Origin of the sequence: Alicyclobacillus macrosporangiidus CPP55 (assembly GCF_000702485.1) — a bacterium.
In the GTDB taxonomy this organism is placed as follows: domain Bacteria; phylum Bacillota; class Bacilli; order Alicyclobacillales; family Alicyclobacillaceae; genus Alicyclobacillus_H; species Alicyclobacillus_H macrosporangiidus_B.
Genome location: NZ_JNIL01000001.1, coordinates 1,634,482 through 1,658,671 on the forward strand (window position 1 = coordinate 1,634,482; position 24,190 = coordinate 1,658,671).

General features: G+C 64.8%; 19 protein-coding genes. 6 read left to right on the forward strand and 13 right to left on the reverse strand.

All coding sequences use genetic code 11. The features are described 5' to 3' along the window. Window positions 1-5: 5 nt before the first annotated feature. From N687_RS0108225 to N687_RS23830, 3 genes are all read right to left on the reverse strand, one after another. Window positions 6-575 (reverse strand): UbiX family flavin prenyltransferase, encoded by a 570-nt coding sequence (locus N687_RS0108225; RefSeq protein WP_029421401.1) that lies wholly within the window; start codon window positions 573-575, stop codon window positions 6-8. Window positions 576-641: 66 nt separating this feature from the next. Then, entirely contained in the window at window positions 642-1,013 is a 372-nt protein-coding gene (locus tag N687_RS0108230; RefSeq protein WP_029421402.1) for a RidA family protein, read from the reverse strand. A gap of 183 nt (window positions 1,014-1,196) precedes the next feature. Then, a complete protein-coding gene (locus tag N687_RS23830) occupies window positions 1,197-1,364 on the reverse strand; it encodes a hypothetical protein (protein ID WP_156040081.1) in 168 nt (55 codons plus the stop codon). A gap of 223 nt (window positions 1,365-1,587) precedes the next feature. Between N687_RS23830 and N687_RS0108240 the strand changes: the two genes are divergently transcribed. Further along, a complete protein-coding gene (locus N687_RS0108240; RefSeq protein WP_029421403.1) occupies window positions 1,588-2,040 on the forward strand; it encodes a DUF1284 domain-containing protein in 453 nt (150 codons plus the stop codon). A gap of 419 nt (window positions 2,041-2,459) precedes the next feature. Here the strand turns inward: N687_RS0108240 and N687_RS0108245 are convergent, their stop codons facing one another. The 3 genes from N687_RS0108245 to N687_RS0108255 form a co-directional block, all read right to left on the reverse strand. Then, window positions 2,460-3,665, reverse strand: a complete 1,206-nt coding sequence (locus tag N687_RS0108245; protein WP_029421404.1) for a dihydrolipoamide acetyltransferase family protein — start codon at window positions 3,663-3,665, stop codon at window positions 2,460-2,462. A 106-nt stretch (window positions 3,666-3,771) separates the two neighbouring features. Continuing rightward, on the reverse strand, window positions 3,772-4,791 hold the full coding sequence (locus N687_RS0108250) for an alpha-ketoacid dehydrogenase subunit beta (RefSeq protein ID WP_029421405.1): 1,020 nt from the start codon (window positions 4,789-4,791) through the stop codon (window positions 3,772-3,774). A gap of 29 nt (window positions 4,792-4,820) precedes the next feature. Then, complete coding sequence (locus tag N687_RS0108255; RefSeq protein ID WP_051663066.1) at window positions 4,821-5,837, reverse strand: thiamine pyrophosphate-dependent dehydrogenase E1 component subunit alpha; 1,017 nt, start codon at window positions 5,835-5,837, stop codon at window positions 4,821-4,823. Between the two features lie 199 nt (window positions 5,838-6,036). Here N687_RS0108255 and N687_RS0108260 point away from each other — a divergent pair, with 199 nt between their 5' ends. From N687_RS0108260 to acs, 3 genes are all read left to right on the forward strand, one after another. Then, on the forward strand, window positions 6,037-7,404 hold the full coding sequence (locus N687_RS0108260) for a chloride channel protein (RefSeq protein ID WP_051663067.1): 1,368 nt from the start codon (window positions 6,037-6,039) through the stop codon (window positions 7,402-7,404). Window positions 7,405-7,510: 106 nt separating this feature from the next. After that, complete coding sequence (locus N687_RS0108265) at window positions 7,511-8,110, forward strand: hypothetical protein (RefSeq protein ID WP_029421408.1); 600 nt, start codon at window positions 7,511-7,513, stop codon at window positions 8,108-8,110. 178 nt (window positions 8,111-8,288) lie between these two features. After that, the gene (gene acs / locus N687_RS0108270; RefSeq protein ID WP_029421409.1) at window positions 8,289-10,253 is read left to right on the forward strand and encodes an acetate--CoA ligase; all 1,965 of its coding nucleotides are present in this window, start codon (window positions 8,289-8,291) and stop codon (window positions 10,251-10,253) included. Between the two features lie 125 nt (window positions 10,254-10,378). Here acs and N687_RS0108275 read toward each other — a convergent pair whose 3' ends face one another. After that, a complete protein-coding gene (locus N687_RS0108275) occupies window positions 10,379-11,887 on the reverse strand; it encodes an MDR family MFS transporter (protein ID WP_029421410.1) in 1,509 nt (502 codons plus the stop codon). Between the two features lie 283 nt (window positions 11,888-12,170). Between N687_RS0108275 and N687_RS0108280 the strand changes: the two genes are divergently transcribed. Beyond that, the gene (locus tag N687_RS0108280; RefSeq protein WP_051663068.1) at window positions 12,171-12,950 is read left to right on the forward strand and encodes a tyrosine-protein phosphatase; all 780 of its coding nucleotides are present in this window, start codon (window positions 12,171-12,173) and stop codon (window positions 12,948-12,950) included. 82 nt (window positions 12,951-13,032) lie between these two features. On the opposite strand, the gene N687_RS0108285 is transcribed toward N687_RS0108280, so the two are convergent. Next, on the reverse strand, window positions 13,033-13,284 hold the full coding sequence (locus N687_RS0108285) for a hypothetical protein (protein ID WP_156040084.1): 252 nt from the start codon (window positions 13,282-13,284) through the stop codon (window positions 13,033-13,035). Between the two features lie 685 nt (window positions 13,285-13,969). Here N687_RS0108285 and N687_RS0108290 point away from each other — a divergent pair. Then, window positions 13,970-14,788: an AAA family ATPase gene (locus N687_RS0108290; RefSeq protein WP_051663069.1), complete on the forward strand. Its 819-nt coding sequence runs from the start codon at window positions 13,970-13,972 to the stop codon at window positions 14,786-14,788. A 40-nt stretch (window positions 14,789-14,828) separates the two neighbouring features. Here N687_RS0108290 and N687_RS0108295 read toward each other — a convergent pair whose 3' ends face one another. The 5 genes from N687_RS0108295 to N687_RS0108315 form a co-directional block, all read right to left on the reverse strand. Beyond that, window positions 14,829-16,316 carry a DHA2 family efflux MFS transporter permease subunit gene (locus N687_RS0108295; protein ID WP_081841668.1) on the reverse strand — a complete coding sequence of 496 codons (1,488 nt, stop codon included), beginning with the start codon at window positions 16,314-16,316 and terminating at the stop codon, window positions 14,829-14,831. 212 nt (window positions 16,317-16,528) lie between these two features. After that, window positions 16,529-18,076 carry a Wadjet anti-phage system protein JetD domain-containing protein gene (locus tag N687_RS0108300; RefSeq protein WP_029421415.1) on the reverse strand — a complete coding sequence of 516 codons (1,548 nt, stop codon included), beginning with the start codon at window positions 18,074-18,076 and terminating at the stop codon, window positions 16,529-16,531. Continuing rightward, window positions 18,073-21,516, reverse strand: coding sequence for an ATP-binding protein (locus N687_RS0108305; RefSeq protein ID WP_029421416.1), 3,444 nt, complete (start codon window positions 21,514-21,516; stop codon window positions 18,073-18,075). Before N687_RS0108305 ends, N687_RS0108300 begins: the two co-directional genes overlap by 4 nt. Further along, window positions 21,513-22,238: a DUF4194 domain-containing protein gene (locus tag N687_RS0108310; protein ID WP_051663070.1), complete on the reverse strand. Its 726-nt coding sequence runs from the start codon at window positions 22,236-22,238 to the stop codon at window positions 21,513-21,515. The genes N687_RS0108305 and N687_RS0108310 overlap by 4 nt, the downstream gene beginning before the upstream one ends. Beyond that, complete coding sequence (locus N687_RS0108315) at window positions 22,208-23,800, reverse strand: Wadjet anti-phage system protein JetA family protein (RefSeq protein WP_029421418.1); 1,593 nt, start codon at window positions 23,798-23,800, stop codon at window positions 22,208-22,210. Before N687_RS0108315 ends, N687_RS0108310 begins: the two co-directional genes overlap by 31 nt. Between the last annotated feature and the right edge of the window lie 390 nt (window positions 23,801-24,190).

The window sequence follows — 24,190 nt, forward strand, 5'->3', positions numbered from 1 at the left end:
CACGGTCACTCCGGCGCTTCTTCCACTTTCCACCGTTTGGTCAGCTGCGTCTGGATGCCAAACTGGTCCAGCACCCGCGCGACCGTGTGATCGACCAAGTCATCGACACTCGCGGGCCGGGTGTAGAACGCCGGCATGGGGGGCACGATGGACACACCTAACTCCGCCAGCCGCAGCATGTTCTCAAGATGGATGGCACTCAGCGGCGTCTCCCGCGGAACCAGCACAAGCCTGCGCCGCTCCTTTAAGGTGACATCGGCCGCCCGCGTGATCAGATTGTCAGCAAATCCGATGCGAATACTTGCAAGCGTCTTCATGCTGCACGGCACAACGACCATACCGTCCACCGGAAACGATCCACTGGACACCGCGGCCGCCTGGTCGGTCGACGCGTAGACACGGGAAGCCAATCGCTTCACGTCCGCCAGGGACCAGTCGGTCTCGAGGTGAATCGTCGCCTCCGCCCATTTGCTGAGGATCAGGTGGGTTTCGATTCCCAACTCGCGCATGACCTCGAGTGTGCGAATCCCCAGAATGGCTCCCGTGGCACCGGTCATTCCGACGATTAAGCGCATACAATCGCTCCAGTCTGGAAGAAGTGCGTTGCCAGATCTGTCCCTCCTCCGTCATTCAGTACGACCTCAGGTCAGTTCCGCAATCACGTCGACCTCCACCAGAATGCCGCGCAGAGCCGCCCCAATGGTCGTGCGGGCGGGATAGGGCTCGTGAAAGAACTCCGCATACACCGAATTGAAGGCGGCAAAATCATTCAGGTCCGCCAAGTAGACGTTCACCTTGACGACGTCGTCCAGCGTGGCGCCAGCTGCCTGTAAAATGGCTTGGACGTTCTTCAGCACCTGTCGAGCCTGTCCCGCAATATCAGCGGGCATCTCCCCCGTCTTCACATCGATGGGTCGCTGTCCAGACACGTAAATGCGATTCCCTGCCTTGACGGCCTGCGAGTACGGTCCGAAGGGCTGGGGTGCTGCCTCCGTGCGTATGGATTCCTTCAAGTGGGATACCTCTTTCACCCTTTAGGGCTTGTGATGTAACTCAGTTACACGAATCATATCAAATCCTTCTCGGAAGAAGCAATAGAGACAGAAAAATTGGCGCACCGATGTGCGCCAAATCACAAGGTGTCGAGCCGACCGAGGGAGCGTGCAGTGGACGTTCAGCGCATAGCGACCTTCGTTTCACAACTTCCGGTACACAATCGTCAAGCGATCGTCCTCCCGCCTGATATCCACAATGCGAATTTTCGACGTCTCCACCATGGATTTCAGTTCACTCAGGACGGCTGGCCACCGGACAAGGTCGTCCCGCAGCAAAGTGACACGCTCGAACACATGGGTCTGTTCCATGCGGCTTCCCTCCGTATTGCACTGTTGCAAAGCTCGGTAATGCGCATTTGTCATAAAACATTACACAATTAGATTGTAAATCATGCAGATCCGATGAATCAATGTATTTTTTGTTATATTTATTAACACATCGTAAAGATCGCCCGATCACCCGAATGAGGAGTGGGACTGCGGGCCGGAACCTGTTATATTGACGTTGACACGGGAGAAGGGGGCGGCAGACTTGTTTCGCTTACGCGGCCATCACCTGTTGTGCCTGCTCGGCTACCGGGGAATGGGCTACTCGGCGGAGTACACGGAAAACATGACGCGACTGCACTCGACGTTGCGCATGCATCCAGAGACCCAGGTGGAACTGGTGGCGGGGCCGGACGATCTGTGCCGGCACTTTCCCGATGACCAGCCCTACCACTGCGAGGAGCAAACCGTGCACGAGCGGGACACGGCGGTGTTGGAGAGGATGGGATTGAAGCCGGGGGATCGACTGCCGTGGCGCACGCTGGAAGATCGGTTGGCGACGGCCTTTATCCCGGGGGACATCCCTCGCCTCTGCAGCACCTGCCCGTGGCTCGGCTACGGCGTGTGCGAGGACGGAGTCCGCCGGCTGCGCCGGGGCGAGGGGCTGTATCCGGTACAAGCGAGCGGCGCAGCGGGGGAAAGGCGGCCCGGCGCATGAGCGGAGCCCCGCTGCGCGGGGATCGCCGTGTCTTCGGAGGCCATTTCACGCATTCGGCAGGGGCGGCACACAGGCTTAACAATCATATGGATGTTATCGTCCCGTGTGGGCATCGGATTTGATGCAAATCAGTTGTCATTGCAGGTGAGGGGCCCCAGTTTAAACGCAGATCCATTTCTACCTCGTCGGTTTACGGCTGAATCGGTCGCGGTTTCCCTCGCCTGAATACAAATCCGTTGCTATCTCCCACGCGGAACGAGACTTAAAGAATCATCTGTTTTTATTGTCCTACGAAGCCCCCTGCATAGATGCGATTCGGTTGCTAACAGCCTGCCCGCCCGGCTGAACCACGGCCCACCCCCGCCCCGCCTACACCCCGGCCTCCACTCGGCCGACACCGCCCGGCCTGTCCGACCGGATCACAACAATCCCTCCGGCTCCGCCAGCAACCGGCACACGGTCTGCAGGAAGCGGGCCGCGGGCGCACCGTCGATCACCCGGTGATCAATCGTCAGACTCAGCGGCAGCCGCCAAGCGGCCTGAACCGCTCCATTGACCAGCACCACGTGCTGCTCCGCCCGCCCCACCCCGAGGATGGCGCTTTCCGGCGGGTTGAGGATCGGCGTGAAGAATGCGATCCCGAAGGGTCCGAGATTGCTCACCGTAAAGGTGCCACCAGACATCTGGGCGAAGGTCAGCCGTCCGGATCGGGCTGCCTCCACCAAGGTCTCCGCCGTCTCCTGCAGGCCGGATAGGGAATGCTGGTCTGCCTCGCGGATCACCGGTACGACCAGCCCAGCGGGGGTATCCACCGCCATCCCCAGGTGGATCTGCGCATGGCGTACGATCCCCGCCTCGCTCCACGACACGTTGACATCCGGGTGCTCCCGTAGAGCCAGCACTGCCGCGCGCATCACCCACGTGTTCCACCCGATGCCGGGGGCCAGTCGATCCCGCTGGCCGGCGAGATCCGTCACATCCGCCCAAGCGGTCAATGTGAGCTGGGCCGACTGTTGCAGGCTCTCTGTCATGCGCCGCGCGATGGTCCGGCGTGTGGGCGTCAGGGGCAGGACCGTATCTCCGGCAACCATCCCGGTGGACCTGTCGGGCCCATCGCCCGACTCCGCCGCCCGGCGCACGTCCTCTTCCGTGATGCGGCCGTTCGGGCCGGTGCCTTGGATGGCGGCGAGATCGACCCCGAGTTCCGCAGCCAGTCGCCGCATGCGCGGCGGCGCCTGAACGAAGGAGCCGGGAGACGAAGGAGCAGCCGCGGCAGGGCTCACCGCACCGGTGCCCAGCGCAGTGGAGCCCCCCGAATCTGTGCCCGTAGGCATGTCCACCGTGTTGGCCGCACCTGCGGGCACACGATCCGCTCCTCCCCGCTCGGCCGCGCCTGCGTCGATATACGCCAGCACCGCCCCCACCGGGGCCGCCTCCCCGCGTCGCACGCGGATGTCCCGGACGAAGCCAGACGCAGGAGCGGGCACGTCATAGGTGGCTTTCTCCGTCTGCACCTCCAGCAGCGCCTCGCCCTCGTCGATCCACTCGCCCTCCGACTTGTACCAAAACACCACCAGGCTTTCCAGCGGTTCGTCGGTGGTCTGAGGCATCCGCACTTCCTTCATGTGGTCTCCTCCTTGTCCCCCGCGCGTCTCTTGCGTGCCTGCCTGCGACGCCGGCGCGCGTGTTCGATCGCACTTCCCCGCGGAGTGCCTGCACAGACCCGCCCGATCAGCGCGCGACGAGCTGCTTGGCCGCCTCGTAGACCTTGCCCGCATTCGGCAGCACGAATTGTTCCAGCGGCCGGCTGTACGGGATCGGCACGTCCGGCACGGCCAAGCGGCGAATCGGCGCATCCAAATCGTAGAGCGCCTCCTCCGCCACCACCGCCGCCACCTCGGCGGTCATCCCATAGGAGAGGTAATCCTCATCCACCACCAAGAGGCGGTGCGTCTTGCGCACCGATTCGAGGATAGTGGTTTTGTCGAGGGGCGCGAGGGATCGCAGGTCAATGACCTCCGCCTCAACGCCGTCTGTCGCCAGCCGCTCCGCCGCCGCCAATGCCGCGTGGGTCATCATCTGGATGCCGACGATGGTCACGTCGCTGCCCTCCCGGACCACCTTGGCCTTGTCCAGAGGGACCGTGTATGGTTCCTCCGGCACCGGACCGATGGCGGCGTCCAGCGGATCCATCCAACCCAATCCCTGCAGGGCCTTGTGGAACATGAACAGCACCGGATTGTCGTCACGGATGGCGGAGATCATCATGCCCTTGAGATCGTACGGAGTGGAAGGAGCGACCACCTTGAGGCCCGGGACGTGGGCGAAGGTGGCGTACAGGGTCTGCGAGTGCTGCGCCGCGTCGTTGTAGCCCCCGCCGACGGCAGTCATCAGCACCATCGGCAGCTTGACCGAGCCGCCCGACATGTAGTGGATCTTCGCCATGTGGTTGTAGATCTGATCCATGCACACGCCGAAGAAATCGACGAACATCAACTCGACGACGGGCCGCATGCCCTCCGCCGCGGCCCCGATGGCCGCGCCGATGAATCCCGTCTCCGAGATGGGCGTATCGCGCACCCGCTCCGGCCCGAAGCGTTCAAACAACCCTTCCGTCGATCCGAAGATGCCCCCGTAAACCCCGACGTCCTCCCCCATCACGAACACGTTCGGATCCCGCTCCATCTCCTGCCGGATGGCTTCCGCCATGGCCTTGTTTCCGGTCAGCATCCGCTTCGTCCCGATGCTCATCCCATTCCTCTCCTCTCCCCGGATTGCCGTCACTGCGCCAACTGCACGTCAGCCGGCGCGGGCTCGAACAGGTCCTCCAGCGCCGCCTCCGGCCGCGGATACGCGCTCTCGCGCGCGAACTGGTACGCGTCCTCGACCGCCGCGCGAGCCCGGGCCTCCAGGTCCGCCAAGTCCGCCTCCGACACCAGGCCCTGCTGAAGCAGGTGTTGGCGCAGGCGGAGGATCGGATCGCGATCCCGCAGGGCAGGCACCTCTCCTTTGTCCCGGTAGACCTCCGGATCGCCCTGGAAATGGCCCAGGTACCGGTACGTCTCGATCTCGACGAGACTCGGTCCCTCGCCACGCCGCGCCCGCGCCACGGCTTCCCCGGCGGCCTCATAGGTGGCGAGCACGTCGTTGTCTTTGACGAAGACCGCCGGGATTCCGTAAGCGCTTCCACGGTCGGCGTTCGACGCCACCGCGGTGGACGCCTCCTTCGGAACGGAGATGCCGTAGCGGTTGTCCTCGATCACCACCACGACAGGCAACTTCCAGAGGGCGGCCAGGTTGAGGGCTTCGTGGAAGGCGCCGGCGTTGGCCGCGCCCTCGCCGATGAACGCCACGGCCACGGCGTCCTTGCCCTGCATCTTCGCCGCCAGGGCGGCCCCGACCGCGTGCGGCACCCCGGCCGCGATGATGCCACCGCAGGAGAATTTGACGGCGGGATCGAACAGGTGCATGTGCCCGCCCTTGCCTTTCCCCAGGCCCGTCTCCTTGCCGAAGATCTCCGCCGTCATGCGGCGCAGATCCACCCCTTTGGCGATGGCGTGGTGGTGGGGCCGGTGCGGCGCGGTGACCGTGTCATCCGGCCGCAGGTGGGCGCACACCCCGGCCGCCACCGGCTCCTGCCCGGCGGCCAGATGCATCTCGCCCGGCACCGGGCCGGCCCCGATGTTGAACACGGGCGTTTTGCCCTCCGCGTACACGCTCACCATCGTCTCCTCGTAGATGCGAATTTTGACCATCGTCTCGTACATCCACTTCAACTTTTCCACGGGAATGGCCATCGCGGGACCTCCTTCCGATATGGACAGATGGACGACAAGGGCAGCATAGATCAAGTAGATTGAAAAGTCTGTCGATTGTTGTCACACGGCACTCAAAAATTGCGTTGACCCCCGGGAGCCTGTGCAAAAGCCGCAAGTGAGTCCCGCGGGGTGAACGTCTCTCCCAAGCAGTGGTATCTTTTCTCATGGGGGGGTCTCCTTGACCGGGAACATCCGCTGCAGAGAACCGATCATCATGTGCGCCGCGCTCATCCGGGGACTGGCCGCTGGGGCCATGGTCGGGGCGATGGTGGGTACGGCGTCCAGCGCCTTTCTTCTGACGCTGTCGTGGTCCATCGCACAGGTGGCCGCGCTTCCCCCTTGGATGCGCCCGCCCCTTCTGCCGGTGGCCGGGCTGGTCAATGGCGTGTTACTCTACTACGGCTACCGGCGCGGCGCCGCGCCAGGGGATGACGTGGTGGCAGCGGTCCACCAGCGGTCCGGTTGGATGCCATTGCACACCGTACTCATCAAGCCCGTTGCGGCGATCGTCACCCTGGCCTGCGGTGGTTCCGCCGGCCGCGAGGGGCCCTGCGTGCACATCGCGGCCACCCTGGCCTCAGCGCTGGCGCAGGCATTGCGTTTGGATTCCGAGAGATGCCGCCAGCTTGTCCGGTGCGCCGTGGGCGCGGCTTTCACCAGCGTCTTTGGGACACCGGTGGCGGGCGCGGTCTACGGGACGGAGATGATGACCATGGGGCAGCTGCAGTACGACGCCCTCTTCCCGACCCTAGTGGCCAGCGTGACGTCGTATCAGGTGAGCCGTTCCCTGGGGATATCATATACGGCCCACCCCATCCTCACCGGGATGGGTCTGCACGGGGACCTGTGGGCCGAGGGGATCGTCTTCGGCCTGTTGTGCGGCCTCATTGCGTGGCTTTTTATCACGTCCTGCGAATCTATGTCCACAGCCTTCCTGCGGTTGCAACGCCTGTGGTCTCTCTGGCCTCCCGTCCTGCCGCTGGCGGGCGGGGCACTCCTCGCATTGCTCAGCCTGGTATTGCCCAACGACGCGCTCGGGTTGAGCCTTCCATTGATGGATCGGGCGCTGCAAGGGGACGTGGTGGGATCCCTGGATTTCTTCTGGAAACTGCTGTTCGTGTCAATCACGCTGGGTTCCGGATTCTACGGCGGGATCGCCACACCCCAATTGGTCATCGGCGCCGCGGTCGGTGACACCTTGGGGCACCTGTTTCATATCAGTCCTGCGCTCGGTGCGGCGATGGGGGCGATGGCGGTCCTCGCGTCCGCGTCAAACACCCCGCTCACCGCGATCGCCATGGGATTCGAATGGTTCGGGGCCCCTGCTGGCGTGTACACGTGCACCGCAGCGCTGGCCGCTTATCTCGTGGTGGGTCATCGAAGCGTGTACGGGAACCAGGTGGTGGCGGGATCGAAATCACGGTGGCTGGCGGTCCAGCCGGGCGTACCGGTGAACCAGCAGCAGGTTCGAATGACCGGGCGGGGAGCCAAAGCAGGGTTTCGGCTCGACCCTGATCAGGAAGCTCAGGATATCTCCTGTACATGATGGCGCGGACACCGCAGGGATGGTAGAGTAATAGTGTCACGAAGGAGCCATGCGAACGGATGCCGGCGTGCGCCATTCCGGTCAAAGAGGGGGGTGAGTACGCACGATGGATGCCGAGTTGCGCGATTTCCTGGTCGGTATGGAACAGCGGCTGATTCAGGGCATGAGCCTGCAGTTCGCTGAAATGGAGCGACGACTCGACGAAAAGATGGACGCTCGCTTCGCCGAGATGGAGCGGCGCATCGACGACAAGATGGACGCCCGCTTCGCCGAGATGGAGCGACGACTCGACGAGAAGATGGACGCTCGCTTCGCCGAGATGGAACGGCGACTCGACGAGAAGATGGACGCCCGTTTCGCTGAAATGGAGCGGCGACTCGACGAGAAGATGGACGCCCGTTTCGCCGAGATGGAGCGGCGACTCGATCAAAAGATGGACGCTCGCTTCGCCGAGTTCCGCTTGGAGATCCAAGACATGCTTGCACGATTCGCCAGGGACATCCTGCAACAAGTCGACAACAAGCTGGCGCCACTTCTGCAGGAGGTCAACGAAATCCATCGAATCCTCCAGCCCTATCAAACGGATTACCATGCGTTCGAGGGCCGACTGTCCATCTGCGAGCGTCGCATCGACCGGCACGGGCAGAAAATCGCTGCCATCGAAGAGCGGCTCGATTTGGGCCTGGACATGGCCACGAATCCCTGACGCCGCCAGCACACAGCCCATTCCCTCCTTGAAGGAACGATGCAATTCCGCCGGGACATCTGGAATACCGCCGCACACGCGAACCTTGTGTTACAATGAAAGATACAGATGATTCTGTATATCATTCTCTGTTCGCGTGGCATTGGGGTGTTGCACCGTTCCACTCAGGGAGGGATGGATGTTGACCGCCGAAAACACACTTCAGATGATTGCGCAGGCCAGGCGGATGCCGCCACCGGCGGCGTACCGCGGCAAATCGTACGTGTCGAGCCCCGAGGCGTACCAAAGGCTGTACCGGCAGTCCATCGAAACGCCGGAGCAGTTCTGGAACCACATTGCAGACGAGTTGCAGTGGCAGGAGCGAGGAGAGACCGTGATCGCCGGAGACATGCCGGACTTCGCGTTCTTCCCAGGCAGCTTCCTGAACGTGTGCGAAAACTGCGTCGATCGCTGGGCCACCCACCCCCTCTCCGCCAACAAAGTGGCGATCTTCTTCGAGGGGGAGAACGGGGATCGCAAGGCCCTCACCTATCGGCAACTGCACGACGAAGTGCAGAAGTGTGCGAACGTCCTCACCTCCCTCGGGCTTCGGCCGGGCGATGTCGTAAGCGTTTACATGCAGAACCTGGCAGAGACGTTTGTCGTGCTGTTGGCGTGTCTGCGCACCGGGATCGTGTACAACACCGTGTTTGCGGGCTTCTCCCCGGAGGCGCTTCGCGAGCGGATCGTCAGCTCGGGCGCCAAGGCCGTCGTGTGCGCGAACGGCAGTTACCGCAGAGGGAAGGTGCTGCGACTCAAGGAGACGGTCGATCGCGCAGTGGAAGGCGTCTCCGGGGTGGAGCACGTGGTGGTCTTCAGGCGCGTGCCGGACCTTGAGACGCCGATGACGCCGGGCCGCGACCTGGACTACGACGAACTGATGGCCGCGGCGCCCCGGGTGCACGCACCGGCCCGCCTGGAGTGCAACGCCCCTGGCCTCCTCATCTTCACCAGCGGCACCAGCGGCAAGCCGAAGGGCATCGTCCACGCGGGCGGCGGGTTCCTGCTCGGCACGTACGCGTACACTAAGTACCAGCTGGACCTGAGCCCGGAGGACGTGTACTGGAACACGGCCGACATCGGCTGGCTGACGTCGCACATCTTCGTCCTGGTCGGGGGCCTGGCGTGCGGCGTCACCACGGTCCTGTACGAGGGCGCACTCGATCACCCGCATCCCGGCCGCCTCTACGAAGTCATCGAACGCTACCGGGTCAACAAGCTTTTCTCCGCCCCGACCGCCTACCGGATGCTGATGAAGCACGGCGAAGAGGTGGCCCGCCGGTTTGACCTCTCGAGCCTCGAGCTGATGGCATCCGTCGGGGAACCGCTCAACCCGGAGGCGTGGCACTGGCTGCACCGGGTGGTCGGCGGCGGACGCGCGGTCATCAACAACACCTGGGGACAGACGGAGACCGGAGGGACCCCGCTGGCGTCGCTGCCCGGCGCCATCGACATGAAACCGGGATCCTGCGGGGTGCCGTTCTTCGGTCACGCCGTCGACGTGGTCGATCCCGCGGGCAACCCCGTCCCGGACGGCGTCCCGGGATACCTGGTGATCCGCAACGTGTTCCCGACCCTGGCGCGAGATGTGTACGGGGACCGGGCTCGATATGTGAACAGCTACTTCTCGCAGATGCCGGGGGTCTACTTCACTGGAGACAGCGCGGTGCGCGACGCGGACGGGCACTACTGGGTGCTGGGCCGGGTGGACGATGTCATCAACGTCTCCGGGCACCGAATCAGCACCATGGAGATGGAGAGCGCCTTGATCCAGCATCCGGCGGTGGTGGAGGCGGCCGTCGTCGGGCAGCCCGACGAGGTGCGCGGGCAAGTCCCGGTGGTCTTCGTCACGCTGGATCGCGGATACGAAGCCGGGCCGGAGCTGGAGGCGTCGCTCAAGGAACAGGTGGTTCGGAACATCGGATCGTTCGCCCGGCCACACCAGGTGTATTTCGTCGACGCGATGCCGAAGACCCGCTCGGGCAAGATCATCCGTCGGATGCTGCGCGAGATCCTGCGCGACGGAGAGGTGCGCGGGGATAAAACGGGCCTGGAGGACGCCGACATCATCGACAAGCTGGTGGCCGACATCACGGAACGATAAAGCTCGAGGGGGCCCGCTCGGATCCGGGTTAGCCCGAGCGGGCCTCCCTCCGATCCAACCACGCCGCCATCCGCGCGGCGTGTCGCCGGCACGCGTGGATACAACGTCTCGGCGATGGACCCCCTTCAATGTTCCATTACCTGGCGCTGCTGGGCCATCACGGAGCGATGGGAGGGCATCAGCAGCGTGGCCGCCAGGGAGATGACGGCCGCAGCGACGACCAGGGTGAACACCGCGTGAAGGCCATTCTCGAGAAATGCGTGCATCATCTGCACCACCTGCCCGGGCAGGTGCGCCAGGGCGTCCGCGTTGAGCAGCCGGTTGACATTGGTCGCCTGGGCCCGGTAGGCGGGCGGGATGTGCGCGGACGCATAGGCGGCGAGCGCGTGGTTCAAGTACGTGCCGAAGATGGCGACGCCCACCGTCTGGCCAAGGGATCGCATGAACGTGTTCGAAGCCGTGGCCGCGCCGCGCAGATTCCACCCTACCGCCGACTGAATCAGCACCGTCGTCGGCGTGGTCACGAGCCCCATGCCGAGGCCGACCAGGATCATCACGCAGGTGAACACCCAGGCCGGCGTCGACAGGCCTGCGGCGACGAGGACCAGCGTCCCGCACAGGATGGAGACGGCGCCGGCGACGGCGGTGGTCTTCGATCCGATCTTGTACATCACCCGCCCGGCGACGGTCGATCCCACCGGCCACGCCAACGACATGGGCAGCAGGGTGATACCGGAGTTGGTGGCGCTGAACCCGAGGATCCCCTGGATCCACATGGGCAGATAGGCGCTGATGCCGATGAGGACGCAGGCGGTGAAAAAGCCGATCAAGTTCGACACGGCGATGACGCGCATGCCGAAGAGCTTAAGCGGCAGCATGGGCTCGGGCGCCCGGGCCTCCACGAAGAGGAAGGCGGCCAGGCAGACCAGCGCGATCGCAAACAGGACCATCAGCGTCGCGGACGTCCAGGCGTACTTCGTGCCGCCGTTGAGCAGCGCGTACAGGAGGGCGGACATGCCGATGGTAAACAGCACGGCGCCGGCGTAGTCGATGCGCGGTTGCTTCTGGCGGTGGAACGTCTCGTGAAGGAACAGCCACACGAGCGCGATCGACACGATGCCGACCGGAACATTGATGTAGAAGATCCAGCGCCAGGAGACCTGGTCGACAAAGAAGCCCCCGACCAACGGGCCGATCAGGCCGGCGATCCCCCAGATGGAACTGAACAGGCCCTGCATCTTGGCACGCTGTTCGCCGGGGAACAGATCGCCGATGATGGTGAAGGTTATGGGCATCACGGCGCCGGCGCCAACCCCCTGAAAGGCGCGGAACCAGATGAGCTGGGTCATGGACTGCGCGAGGCCGGAGAGGGCTGAGCCGGCCAGGAACAGGATCACGCCGACGGTGAAGACAATGCGCCGGCCAAACAGGTCGGCCAACTTCCCGTAGATGGGAGTCGTGACCGACGTGGTCAGGGTGTACACCGCGAACACCCAGCTGATGAGGTTGAGCCCGCCGAGATCGGCGACGATGCGGGGCATCGCGGTGCCGACGACGGTGACATCGAGGGCGGTGAGCAAGGTGGCGACCATCATGGCGATGGTGACGGCCACTCGGTTGGTCTGTTTGTGCATAGCGTTCCACTCCCGGACAGGTTGACGGCGGCGCTGCGCCCTGTGACGACATCCGGAACGCAGGCCGACAGCCCCATGATAGCAGACCGAGGGCGGAAGCGCATCGCGGGCCTCCGTCCTTTTTCTGCAGCAGGACGGCGATGAGGAGAGGATGTCCAATGATTCGAAGCCATGTCTTCTCGTAGCCTTGTGATTGAAGGAATCTCGCCACAGACACGCGATATATATGGTAGGATCAGTCGCAAGATCAGTCGCGGCAGATTTGGACGGAAAGGTGAACGAGATGGCCCTCATCACGGACATTCACGCCCATGTGCTCCCGGGCGTCGACGACGGCCCGGATGACCTGGAGGCGGCGCAGAAGCTGTTGGCGGCGTTTCAAGAAAGTGGGACAGATAGGGTGTTCTGTACGTCACACCTGCTCAGCCCCCATTTCGACAACAGCCTGGACGGCCTCCGGGCGGCCTACCATGGCCTCACAGAGGGTCTGACCCGGGACGCCATGCCGGCCCTGGCATTTGGCACGGAGCTGCGTATGACCGCGTCGCTGGCGGACCTCTTGCGCATGGGCGAAGTTCCGGCACTGGGGGATTCGCATTATGTCCTGTGTGAATTCCGAAGCGATCACGTCTCCGCCCGCGCCCTGGAGTTGGTTCACGAGTTGGTGGTGCGCGGGTACCAGCCGATCATGGCCCATCCAGAGCGCAACCTGGAGCTGCAGAAGCATCCCGAACGGCTGGACGAGTTGGCGGCTCGCGGCCTCCTGTTCCAGGTGACAGCCCAGTGTTTCGAAGCCGGACCCCACGACGGCCACCCGGGGCAGCGATTGGCGTGGCGAATGCTCGAGGAGGGCCGAGTGACCGTCATCGCTTCGGACGCGCACGATCCCGCGGTCAGGCCACCGGGCCTGCTGCCGGCCTACGAGGCGATCTCGGCCCACGCCGGCGACGCGGTGGCCGAAACGTTGATGCTGAACGCGAACGCCATGTGGGAGGATGAACCCGTCCGGGAGCTGGCTCCCGCTCGGCCCAAGCGCAGCCTGTGGCGGCGCGTCTTCGGCTAGTGCCGGCTAAAATGCCAGCTAAGACGCCGGCTAAGATGCCGGATGGATGCCACCGATGGAGCCGGTGCCACCGGGTCGGACATCAGCGCCTTCCCCAACGCTTCCTGGGGCGGCCCTCTCCCAAAGGTTGCCCCCGGTTTTGGTTGATCCACTGCGCGCGCAGCTCGGCGACACGGGACTGCAGTTCGGCCCGTTCCCCGGCGTCGCTCGCGGTACCCACGAGTTGGAAGTCCTGTCGGCCTGCGCGGCAGTACGGGCACACCGCGGTGTGCTCGTAACTCGCCGTATCTCCCCCGCACGACTGGCAAAAGAAATAGAACACTTTCGTCGCCATCGTGTGACTCCCCTTTCCCTGCACCACAACGTACCTCGTCATCCCGACTGGCACATGGATCTTTTTCTCTACTTCCATATCATACGACAATTCCGTTGTCGAAAGCTGTCGGTTGTGGAAGATCCCTGTGACTTTCCCCTACAATTCACTCACGGATCAGGTTTGTGCGCTTCGGAACAGAGGCATCTTCAACAAGGGGCCCATACACGGGTGGGGGCACCGGGTCATCCGAAATAAAAATGGGTTGTCAATGGGGGGTTCATGGGTTATGAATGGGTTGTAAATGGGTGAAATGGGGGCCTGCTGGAACCACCGTCCAGGTGGTAATGTACGATTTGTGCTGAATCGACCGGGATCGTCTGCAGAGAACATCAGATTTGGCTTTATGCGGACAGGCCTGGGCGTTCATAGCAACCGTTTAGTATTTAACGCGGTGAACCGGGGACAGCGCCAGCGCTGATAAATTCAATTCGCCACCTTATTCGTCCGACGTGGGCCTGGATTACGTCAAAACGTCGTTTATCGTGCCGTCGCCCCGGCCCAATAACACCGAATCGTTTTCAATCGCGGCCGCGCACCCGCCGGGCAAGCCGTCGCACACCTTCGGTGCAAGCCATCGCGCACCTTCTGCGCACCCACATCCCACCATCCCATCTTCACCGTTCCTTCAAGGAGGGACGCCGCCATGACCATCCTGCTCCGATCCGTGGAGCTCAAATCCGAATTGCCTGCCTCCACGTACCCCTTCTCCCTGCCTGTGGTGCGCCACCTGGGCACCTTGACATTCACCGCGCCGGTGACTCTGTTCGTCGGTGAGAACGGCAGCGGGAAGTCGACCATACTGGAGGCCATCGCGGCGGCCGTTGGATCCATCACCGTCGGGGCGGACACCGTCGAGATGGATCCCGACCTTCAGCCCGCTCGCAGGCTGGCGGACGCGATGCGGTTGGTCTGGAGCAAGCGCACGCGGCGGGGGTTTTTCCTGAGGGCGGAGGACTTCCTGGGTTACGTGCGGCGGATGCAGTCCCTGCGCCGCGATCTGGCGCAGGGCGCGGCCGAGATGGAACGGCGGTACGCCGGGCGGGGACTTGCGGTATCCCTCGGGAAGATGCCCATGGAGGGATCCCTGGCGGCGATGCGAGAGAAGTACGGAGAAGGGCTGGAGACGAGATCGCACGGAGAGAGCTTTCTCGACCTCTTCCAGGCTCGCCTCCAACCGGGCGGCCTGTACCTGCTCGACGAGCCGGAGACCCCACTTTCGCCGCTGAAACAACTGTCCCTGCTCCGGATGTTCCACGACGCGGTCACATCCGGCGCCCAATTCATCATCGCCACACACTCCCCCATCCTCATGGCCTACCCAGGGGCGTGCATCCTCAACTTCGACACCGTGCCCCCGAGCCCAGCCGCGTACGACGACCTGGAGCACGTGCGGATCCTGCGGGACTTTCTCAACCACCGCGACGCTTTTCTCAAACCTCTGTTCGATCCGCTGGATCCCTGATCCCTTCGCTCCCATCCGCACGGCTCTCCACCACGCCCCGTCACGCATCCCGGGCACCCAGTGCCACCCGGCCGCGGACCCGGCTCTGCTCCCGCTTCGAATGCGACAGGATGTCCGGCATCGGGCGGGTGCGCTGGATGAAAAACGACAGGAGGAACGCGACGAACAGCAATCCGGTCGCGATCCAGAACGCGTCGTCGATCCCCATCACCGTCGCCTGCCGCATCATCTGCTCCAAACCCCCGGATGCAGCGGCCCCTTGCCCATCCAACACCATGGCCTGCTGCCTCATTGAGAGCACCTGGAAGTGCACCTGGGTGCGGCTGGCCATGATGCTGACCAACAGCGCCATCCCCACCGCGCCGGAAACCATTCTCAACGTGTTCGACATCGCCGTGCCGTGTGGATAGTACCGCTTCGGCAGTTGGTTGAGGCCCGCGGTCATCACCGGCATCAGCAGGATGGACATCCCGAAGGCGCGCAGGGTGTAGATCACGGTGACGTAGAGGAAGCTGGTGTCAAGCTCCAGCCGGGTCAGCGCATAGTTGGTCAACGTCGTGATGGCAAGGCCGGATACCGCGAGCCAGCGGGCACCGATGCGATCGAACAGGCGACCCGTGATGGGCGACATGATGCCCATCACCACGCCGCCGGGCAGGAGCATCAGGCCCGAGAGCAGCGGCGAGAATCCACGCACGTTCTGCATGTAGATGGGCATCAACAGCATGCCTGCGAAAAGCGCCATCGTCACAACGACGAGGATCAGAGTCGTCAGCGTGAACATCGGATACCGGAAGATCCGCACTTCCAGCAGCGGCCGCTCCAAGCCCCACTGCCGCAAGACGAACCACAGCAGGCTCACCCCGCCGATCACAAAGGAAGCCACCACCTCGGCCGACCCCCAGCCGCTGCTCCCAGCCGTGCTGAACCCGTACAGCACACCGCCGAACCCGAGGGTCGAGAGGACGACGCTCCACGTGTCCAGCCGGGGACGCCGCGTCTCCGTCACATTGCGCAAAAGGAGGAAGGAGATGACCAGGTCCAACAGCGCGATCGGCAGCACGATGAAAAACAGCAGCCGCCAAGAGTGGTGCTCCACCAGCCACCCGGACAGGGTGGGGCCGATGGCAGGGGCGAAGTTCAGCGCGATCCCGAAGATCCCCATCGCCCACCCGCGCCGCTCGATGGGAAACAGGATGAAGATGACGTTGGTCACGAGCGGCATCAGCACACCTGCCCCAACGGCCTGAATGATGCGTCCGGCGAGCAGGACCGAGAAATGCGGCGCGACGGCGCAGGTGAGCGTCCCGACGCAGAACAGCCCCATGGCGGACAGGTACAGTTGGCGCGTCGTGAACCGCTCGATCAGATACGCGGTGATGGGGATCACGACACCGTTGACCAGCATGTACCCGGTGGCCAACCAGTCCCCCGTGGTGGCGCTGACATGGAGGTGAGCCATGATCTGGGGTAAGGCCACGTTGATGAGCGACTGATTGAGAAAGGCCACGAAGGCGCCCGCCATCATGAGGATGAAGATGGGCGTGACGGGAACGTCGCCCCTTCCGCCCGCCGCATTCTTACGGCCATCCGTTGGGGAACCTGGATGCACCTCGTCCACGACGTGGCCTCCCTCCTCGCTTCCCTCTGTATTTTTATGATACAGAATTTCCGGTGTCCGAATCACCAGGCGGCCGACGCGCCACACACCGGTACTGACGGCCTCCGTCGCCGCGCTCCTCAGATCAACAGCGCCTCCTGCTCCAGGGTGCCGCCCGCAGACAGCAATGCCTCGAGCAAGGGCCGCGCCCACCGGTACCGTTCCTGCTCCAGCAGACGCGCCAACTTTTCGCGGTACGCATCGTCAAACGGTTCCAGTCGATCCCGGTGGCGGCGCAACAACTCGGGTTCCATCCGCCAAGGCCTGGCCTCCGGCCAGCAGGTGTCGCGCAGGTGCTGCAGGATGAGGATGCCCCCGTAGTCCAGGTCGCCCCAGTGGTCAAGGGGCGGAAGCGTTCGGCCCTGGCGCTCGTGCCATCGGCGCAGGGACCGGAGAAAGCGGCGTTGGCCCGGACTGGCGAATCCCCCGAGGTAGACGACCAGCTCGTCTGGGTTCCGCTCCCGCCGGACGTAGGCGCGGTAATTCGCCTTGTTCTCGATGGTGAGGATGCGCGCGCAGCGCACCTCCAGCCAGACCAGACCGTCCACGTCGGCCGCGTCAATGGCCACCCCGTGCGGGAGCGCACAGGCGTCCACGGCGTGAGGCGTCCACCCGACCTCGTGAGTGGGCCCGGAACAGGGCCCAGAGCCGGGACCAGAGCCGGGACCAGAGCCGGGACCAGAGCCGGGACCAGAGCCGGGACCAGAGCCGGGACCAGACGCCGGCCCAGATGCAAGCCCCTGCCCATCCGCATCCCCGTTGCCCGGTGCGGACCCATCCGCGGAAGCGGAAAAGGAGAGCACCGCCGGCCCGCAGAAGGTGATGAGGTCGTGAGTCACCTCCAGGCCCACCTCGCGCAACAGGTCCGCCGGGTCGGAGAAGACGTCGGGATCGTCCACCCCCCACGCGGGGAGGGCGTAACGCTGCAACAGGCCCAGCAGGCGGCTCTGCACCTGCCGCTCGAACGCCTTGCTGTCCCCGAGATAGCGGGTGGAAAAGAGCCGCATCGGCAGCACCTCATCCCCCTTGTCCACCAGACCGCCGAGGGTCAGCAGCAGGGCGCGCCGATCCGCCGGGTCCGGTGGAAGCAGCTGGCTGCCCACCCGGCCCCGCGCCTGCACGGCGGCCAGGACGTCGTCCGCCCAGTTCAGCAACCAAGCGGGCGCGCCCTTCTCAGCCTGCCGTTGGCGCCACGCGGCGACCTCCTCCGCGACCGCCGCCATCTCGTCGCGCAGCGGTGTGCGGCCCGTCAGGGCGTACGCGCGATCGACCCCGTCCCACTCCAGGTACACGCGGTCCAGGAGGTTGCCCTCCTCGAACCGCACCCAGCGCAGGGAGACGACGCCCGCATCCGCAAGGCGCGCGAGGTCTTGGTGCAGGGTGCGGCGGGCGTCGGGATCGAGCGATCCGCTGGTATACCCCGGCACCACCCCGTCCGCCATCCGCACCTGCGGACGGCGGGCCGACGGCCCGCTGGTCAGGGCCCGGCTGCGCTCGTACTTGTCGAGCAACACCGACAGCACCCGCACCGCCTCCGGCCCCGGCCGCCAGGCATCCACCCCCACCCCAGGCCCGGCCGATCCCGCGGTCTGACCAGGCCACCCGTTCCCCTGACCCGGCCGGCTCACGAGCGCACCCCCTCCAGGGCGAGGGGTTCAAAGGGCGCCACCCGGGTCTCCGACTTGATGCGCTGGACGACGATGGTGCGGTCGACGCACGGGACGATGTCGGCGATCTTCTCTGTCGGCGCCGCGAGAATGACCTGCAGATTCAAGTCGCGCACCAGCTGGATGCTGTCGCGGATGCGCTGGTGGTCCATCTTGTTGTACGCCTCGTCGAACGCAATCAGGCGCAGGGTGTTGTCGAACCCCGGTTGATTCACCCGGTACACCTGGGCGAAAGAGGCCAGGACCGCGATGTAAAACGGGGTCTGCGTCTCGCCCCCCGACTTCTTGGCGATCACGCGGGACAACCTCGACTCCCGGCCCTCCTCGTCCTTCACCAGGAGATCGAAGTCCAGATAGGTGCGGTAGTCGGTGAACTTCTCCAGGTTTTTCTCGAGCTCCGCCTGCACGGCGGGATCGCGCTCGTCCACGTCGACGATGTGCCGGAACAGCTCCTCAATCGTGTCGCCGTGCTTGTCGAGGAACGCCTGCGAGAAGAGGCTCTTGCCCTCCAGGAGCAGGTCGTCCATGATCATCCGGTAGAACGGCTCGTACTGCGGGTTGGGCGAGACCTTGAACTGGTAGCGCTCGCGCCCGCCGAAGGACACCTCGCGCAGGGCCCGGTTGATCTCGTCGATCTGCTGCTGCACCGTCTCGATGTTGTTGCGCAGCTTGTTGATGAAGTCCTCCTGGAACTGGACCTGAGCCCGCTCCTTCGCCTCGCGGATGTGGGTCTCGTACTCCGTCAGCTGGGTGTCGCGCAACCAGGCCAGCTCCTGGTCGTACACCGCGTTGTCCGGGCGCTGGATGTCAAAGCCCGCGCCGAACTGCCGGTTGTACATCTCGCGCTGGTGCACCAAGGCCGTCCACGCCTCCTGGGCGCGGTTACGCTCCACGTTCAGCTGGCGGCCGAAGTTGGCCTGGATGGTCTCCGCCGAGCCAAGGCGCTTCCACTCCTGCTCGAAGCGCGGTTCGCCGGTGTCGGCGCGAAACATCGGATCGTAGCGGGTGGAGATGAGGTGCTTCTGATCGGCCACCGCCCGCTCGGCGGCGGGGATGTCCTCCTCCGCCAGCCGATCCCGCTGGGCCAGCACCCGCCCGCGCCGATCGCGCAGCTGCTCGATGTCCTGGTGGATGCGCCGAAGCTCCGTCTCGCAGCGGTCGATCTCCTCGCCGATGCGCAACAGCCGCGACAGGTCGAGGCCGGCCAGATCGTCGAGGACCTGCCGGTAGCCGGCGCGAATCCCGTCCAGCTCCGCCACCGCCTCGGCGAACTCGGCCACCGCCGCCAGTTCGGAGGGAGCGGGGACGGGTTGCGCGGCCCACTCCTGCACCCGGGCGAGGCGAGGGCGAAAGGCGTCGAGCCAGGCCCGCACCCGCTCCAGGCGCCGGGTCTTTTGCTCCAGCTGGTGCTGAATGGCCCGCTTGCCGATGTAGAGGGTCTCCCAGCGGCGCGGGTTGAGCTGGCGGGCGACGTAGTTCTGGTACAACATGCCGTCTCGGGTGATGGCGGTCCGGTGCTGGCGCAGCTCGTCCACGTGATCGACTTTCATCACGCGGCCGAGCAGGAAGTCGGCGTACGCCCGGGCGTACGGGTTGTCGGTGACGATCTCTTCGGCCAGCGATCCCGGCAGCGGCTCGGGCCCATCCTGCATCACCTTGGCGATGTCCACCAGGCCCACGTCGAACAGGTGTTTCTCGCGCTTGACCTGGTCGTACAGCCGGAGGGCCGGCGTGAAGGCCTCCGGCGCCACCAACAGGTAGAAGCGCTGCGTGTGAAGATACCCTTCGATGGCCGCCTGCCAGGCGGGATCGCGCACGTCCAGGAGGTCGGCGAAGATCTCCACCTGCGCCGGCAGCCCCTGGGCCGCGAGGCCCGCGCGCAGGGTGTCGCGCAGCTCAATCACCTTGCGATCATATTGCTTCACCCCGCGGCGCAGCTCGGCGATGGCCCGCTCCAGATCGCCGGCTTCCTCGTCCCAGAGGCGCACGGTGGTGCGCATCACGGCGTGGGCCTCGCCGAGCAGGCGAGCGGCCTCCTGCAGATGCGCGCCGGCCTCCGCCACCTCGGCCGCGTCGGCGGCGGCGAGGGGCGGATCGAGCAACCCGTGCTTCGCCCAACCGGCCGGCCGGGGCCACGCCGCCAGCCCGGCGGTGAGGGCCTCGCGCGCCTGCGCGTACAAGGGCGCGCTCTGCCAGAGCCGCCCCTCGGGGGTCTCCTCCCCGTCCAGCGCCGCCAGGGCCGTGCCGGAGAACCACTGGGGTGCCTCGGCCAGCGCGCCCGCGACGGCCTTCCAGCGGCCACCGTGATCCATCAAAAACCGGTCCTGCCGCTCCCCGTCCCGGCGGATCTGCTGGAACTGGGTCTCGAGCAGTTGCTTACGCTGCTCGAGCTGCTGCTTGCGCTGGTAGACGTCCGATTTGGCGCGCTCCTCCAACAGATCATCCCGGCGGGCCTGCACCCGCTCGCGCGCCTCGGTCTGCTCGGCCAGGCGAGCCTCCACCTGGGCCGCCTCCTGATCGCAGGCCTGCAGCCGCTGCTGCAGGCTCGCCAAATCTTGCTCACGCTGGGCCAGCTGCGCCCGATCCAGGAGGTACTCGTACAATTGGATCTTCTGCTCGGCGGCGGCGCGACCCTGGAACGTCTTCTCCATCTCTTCGAGCGCCTGGATGCGCGCCTTGACGACGCGCAACTCCTCCTCCATCCGCCGGTAGTGGCGGATGTTCTCGCGCATGTCCGCGATGTCCAGGTCCTTGTTGACGTCGCAGACGAACTCCGAGATGAACCCCGGGATGTCCATGATGGGCTCGAACGGCACCGCTTTCCGGAAGAGCCGGAAGAACTTGTCCCGCAGATTGCCCATGCGGGCGAGGAAGACCTCCTGGTATCGCTTGTTGCTCTCGTACATCTCGAAGCGGCTTTTCCGCTGCTGCCCCCAGGAGCGCAGGCCCTTGATGTCGAGCGGCACGCCGTCGCGGATGAAGTGAAAGTCCGGCAGGGCATCGGCCAGGGAGAAGAAGCGCCACTCATAGGAGGCGTCGGGCATGCAGTCGAACACCACCCCAAAGCACATCGGGTTACGCCCGCGCTCCTCGCAGAACTCGAGCACCACGTAGGATGAGAACTGGCCTTCGCGCAGGGTGATGGTCCGGTCGTTCTCCTCGGCCACCTCCCCGCGCAGATACCCGCGCAGGGTGCGTTTGCGGTTGCCGCTGCCGTTGTTGGCCGCCTTGTTGAAGTAGTGGCCGCTGGTGTCCCCGAGGATCACCAGCTGCAGGGCGTCGAGGATGGTCGACTTGCCGGCCGCATTCTTGCCGGTGAGGAAGGTCACCGGCGCGAACTCAATCAACTCGTGCACCATGTAATGCCAGTTGATGAGCAGCATCCGCCGCAAGAGTTTCATGCGTCTCCCTCCTCCTCCGCGTCGTCCGCCCAGTCTTCACCCGCGTCCTCGTCGTCCCCGACGTCTCCGCCAGCCTCCGCCGTCGCGTCCTCCCCGGCACCCGCGCCCTCGCCGAGCGGCCCGAATTCGCCGGCCGTCAGGCGCTGGTACAGGTGATTGATCCGCTCATCCGGCACCGCCACCTCGATGGTGGGGTAGATCAACCAACGGCTCTCCAGCTCGTCCGCGAAGCCTTCGATGCGGGCAAGGATGTGCAGGCGCCGCAGCCGGTTGAGGGCGCCTCCCAGGTGGGTGGCGGCGATTCGGCGGTCCATCAGCCCCAACGCCATCAGCTTCTCCAGGATGTGCTGGAGGGTGACCACCACCTCCCGGCGCATGGAGGCCCGCTCCATCTCCTCCTCGTAGATGAGGCGCAGGACGTACAGCAGGTAGGTGGTGTACTTGTCCACCTTCATGCGGTTGCGGCCGTAGCGGTTGTACACCGCCATGACGCCGCGGCGCCCGTCCGCCTGCAGTTCGAACCCGCCCGCCTGCAGATACGCGTGAAACAGCTCGAGGTTCCGTTCGACGAAGCGGTAATCCCGGTTGGTGACGACCCGCCCCTGCTTCGGGTCCCACTCGTCCCGAACGATGAAGGTGTGCTCGAACAACAGGCTGAGGACGCGCGCGAACTCCTCCTTGTCCGCCTCCGTCAACGCCGTGAAACGGCTCTGCCAGTCCATCGGTCCGCATCCTTTCTGAGGAACGTCAGCGCCGGGATTCGGTACGACCCGACCACCACGGTCTGAGTCTTCTCATCCCATTCGATCTCGTAGGGCATCTCCGGCTCGTCCCCGCGCACCACGGCCACGATGGCGCGGATGAAGTCGTCCCACCCCGGCAGTTGCAGTGCGGCGGCGGGCAGCCGGCCACGCTCGTCCATCTGCGACAGGATGAACTCAGCGATCCGCTGTTGCGAAAAGAGCGCATTCGCCCGCTCCAACAGCTCCTTGGCCTCCGCCGCAAAGGCCGCATCGTCCGCGCCGCTCGGCCGCCGCAGGGGCTGCGGCTGACCCCGCTGCCGGCGCTTCGGCTCCGTGTAGAGAGCGTCGGGATCGAAATAGCGGACCTCGTACAGGGGCAGCTCGGCCATGGCCGACAGCAGGGGCGACGGGGCGCGCGCGTGCACCGGCGGCAGGGCGCGCAGCAACTGCACCAGCTTGCCCTTGATGTCCCGGTCGCTGTTGAGCAGATACTGCAGCCGCTCGACGCTGGCGCGGTTGTAGGCGGCGTTGCGGTGATCGATCTCGCGCAAAAGATCGTCCAACGACTCGAACGTGTCGCCGATGAATTGGATCAGGCGCACGACCTCGCCGCGGGCCGCGAGATCGTCCAGTTCCTGGCGTTGCTGGCGCAGGGCGGCGGACATCCGGTGCAGAAGGCTCGGCGCGGCCAGCCAATCGCGCAGAATCTGCAGGATGCGCGGCCGGAACCGGTATACGCTGTCAAACGTCTTCAGGGGGTGGTAAGTGGCGATGGCCACGGACAGCTGGTAACCGTCGAAGTGCTCGGCGAGCAGGTCGCGGATGTCCTGGCGCAGGTGGAGGTTCTGATAATAGGTGTGGATGTTGTGCAAAAGGGCGCGCAGGTTTTCGCGCAGGGCGACGGTGGCATCGTAGGCCGACTGCAGTGCCTGCAGCATGAACTCGTCCCGCTCCTCGTTGGCCGTGCGCAGGTTGGAGTACACGGAGTAAACGAAGGCGTTGTACCGCTGCTGCACCGGCTCGACGATGGCGTGCAGGGCGTCGAGCAGGACGCTGGCGTACTGGGGCACAATCAGGGTCTCGTCGAGGCCGCTGCCGTCGGTCACCGCCTGCAGCCACCCGGTCTCCACCAGCTTGCGTACCAGGGCATGCGCCCGCCCGGACAGGGTGGCGTCGTCGAAGCCGTCGAAGTCCGAGCGGGCGTCCGCGCCGCCCGACCCATGCGCGGAGGTCGCTGCCGCATGCACCGGTGCCTGTGCAGCCGCCTGTTCCACCGTGGCGGCCTCCACCGCGTTGGCCGATCCCGGCGGGGCCACGGCGGGACCCATCCCTTCCGCTCCCAGCATATCGTCATCGGTGAGATCGGTGAGGTCTCGTTCCATCTGGCTGATCAGATACGCGACGAGATCGGCCCGGCGGAACGTGATCTCACGCTGGTAGCACTCCCGCAGCACCATGAGCGCGCGGAAATAGATCGCCCGATGGCGCGCCGCCAGCAGGGAGAACAGGTTGTCCGGCACGACTTCAAACAGATTCCGCATTCCGGCGCATCCACCCCCCGTGTGTCCTATCTATTCTACAACAATGACGGGAGCGGCTCCACGGAGCACGGGATTGTGCTTAACTCATCGCGGCAGGGAACGAATAGCAACGGTTTCGTATTTACCTCTGCGCACCAGGCGAGAATAGTGGCAATGATGTACGTAAAGTGATGCGGCGAGGGATAGGACTGAAGTGGTTACATTCATTTGACCACATTATTCCGTCGGCCGCAGGTGGGATAACACAAAAACTGTTACTATCAACCAATCCGCGCACAGTATTAAGGTAGAAAATGATTTTACAACCCTCGTAACACCCGAGTGCCACCCCTGTCCGCCCCCTCCTGTACCCTGGCGCTGCGCCCATCCGCCCCAGGCGGCGCCCCCGGC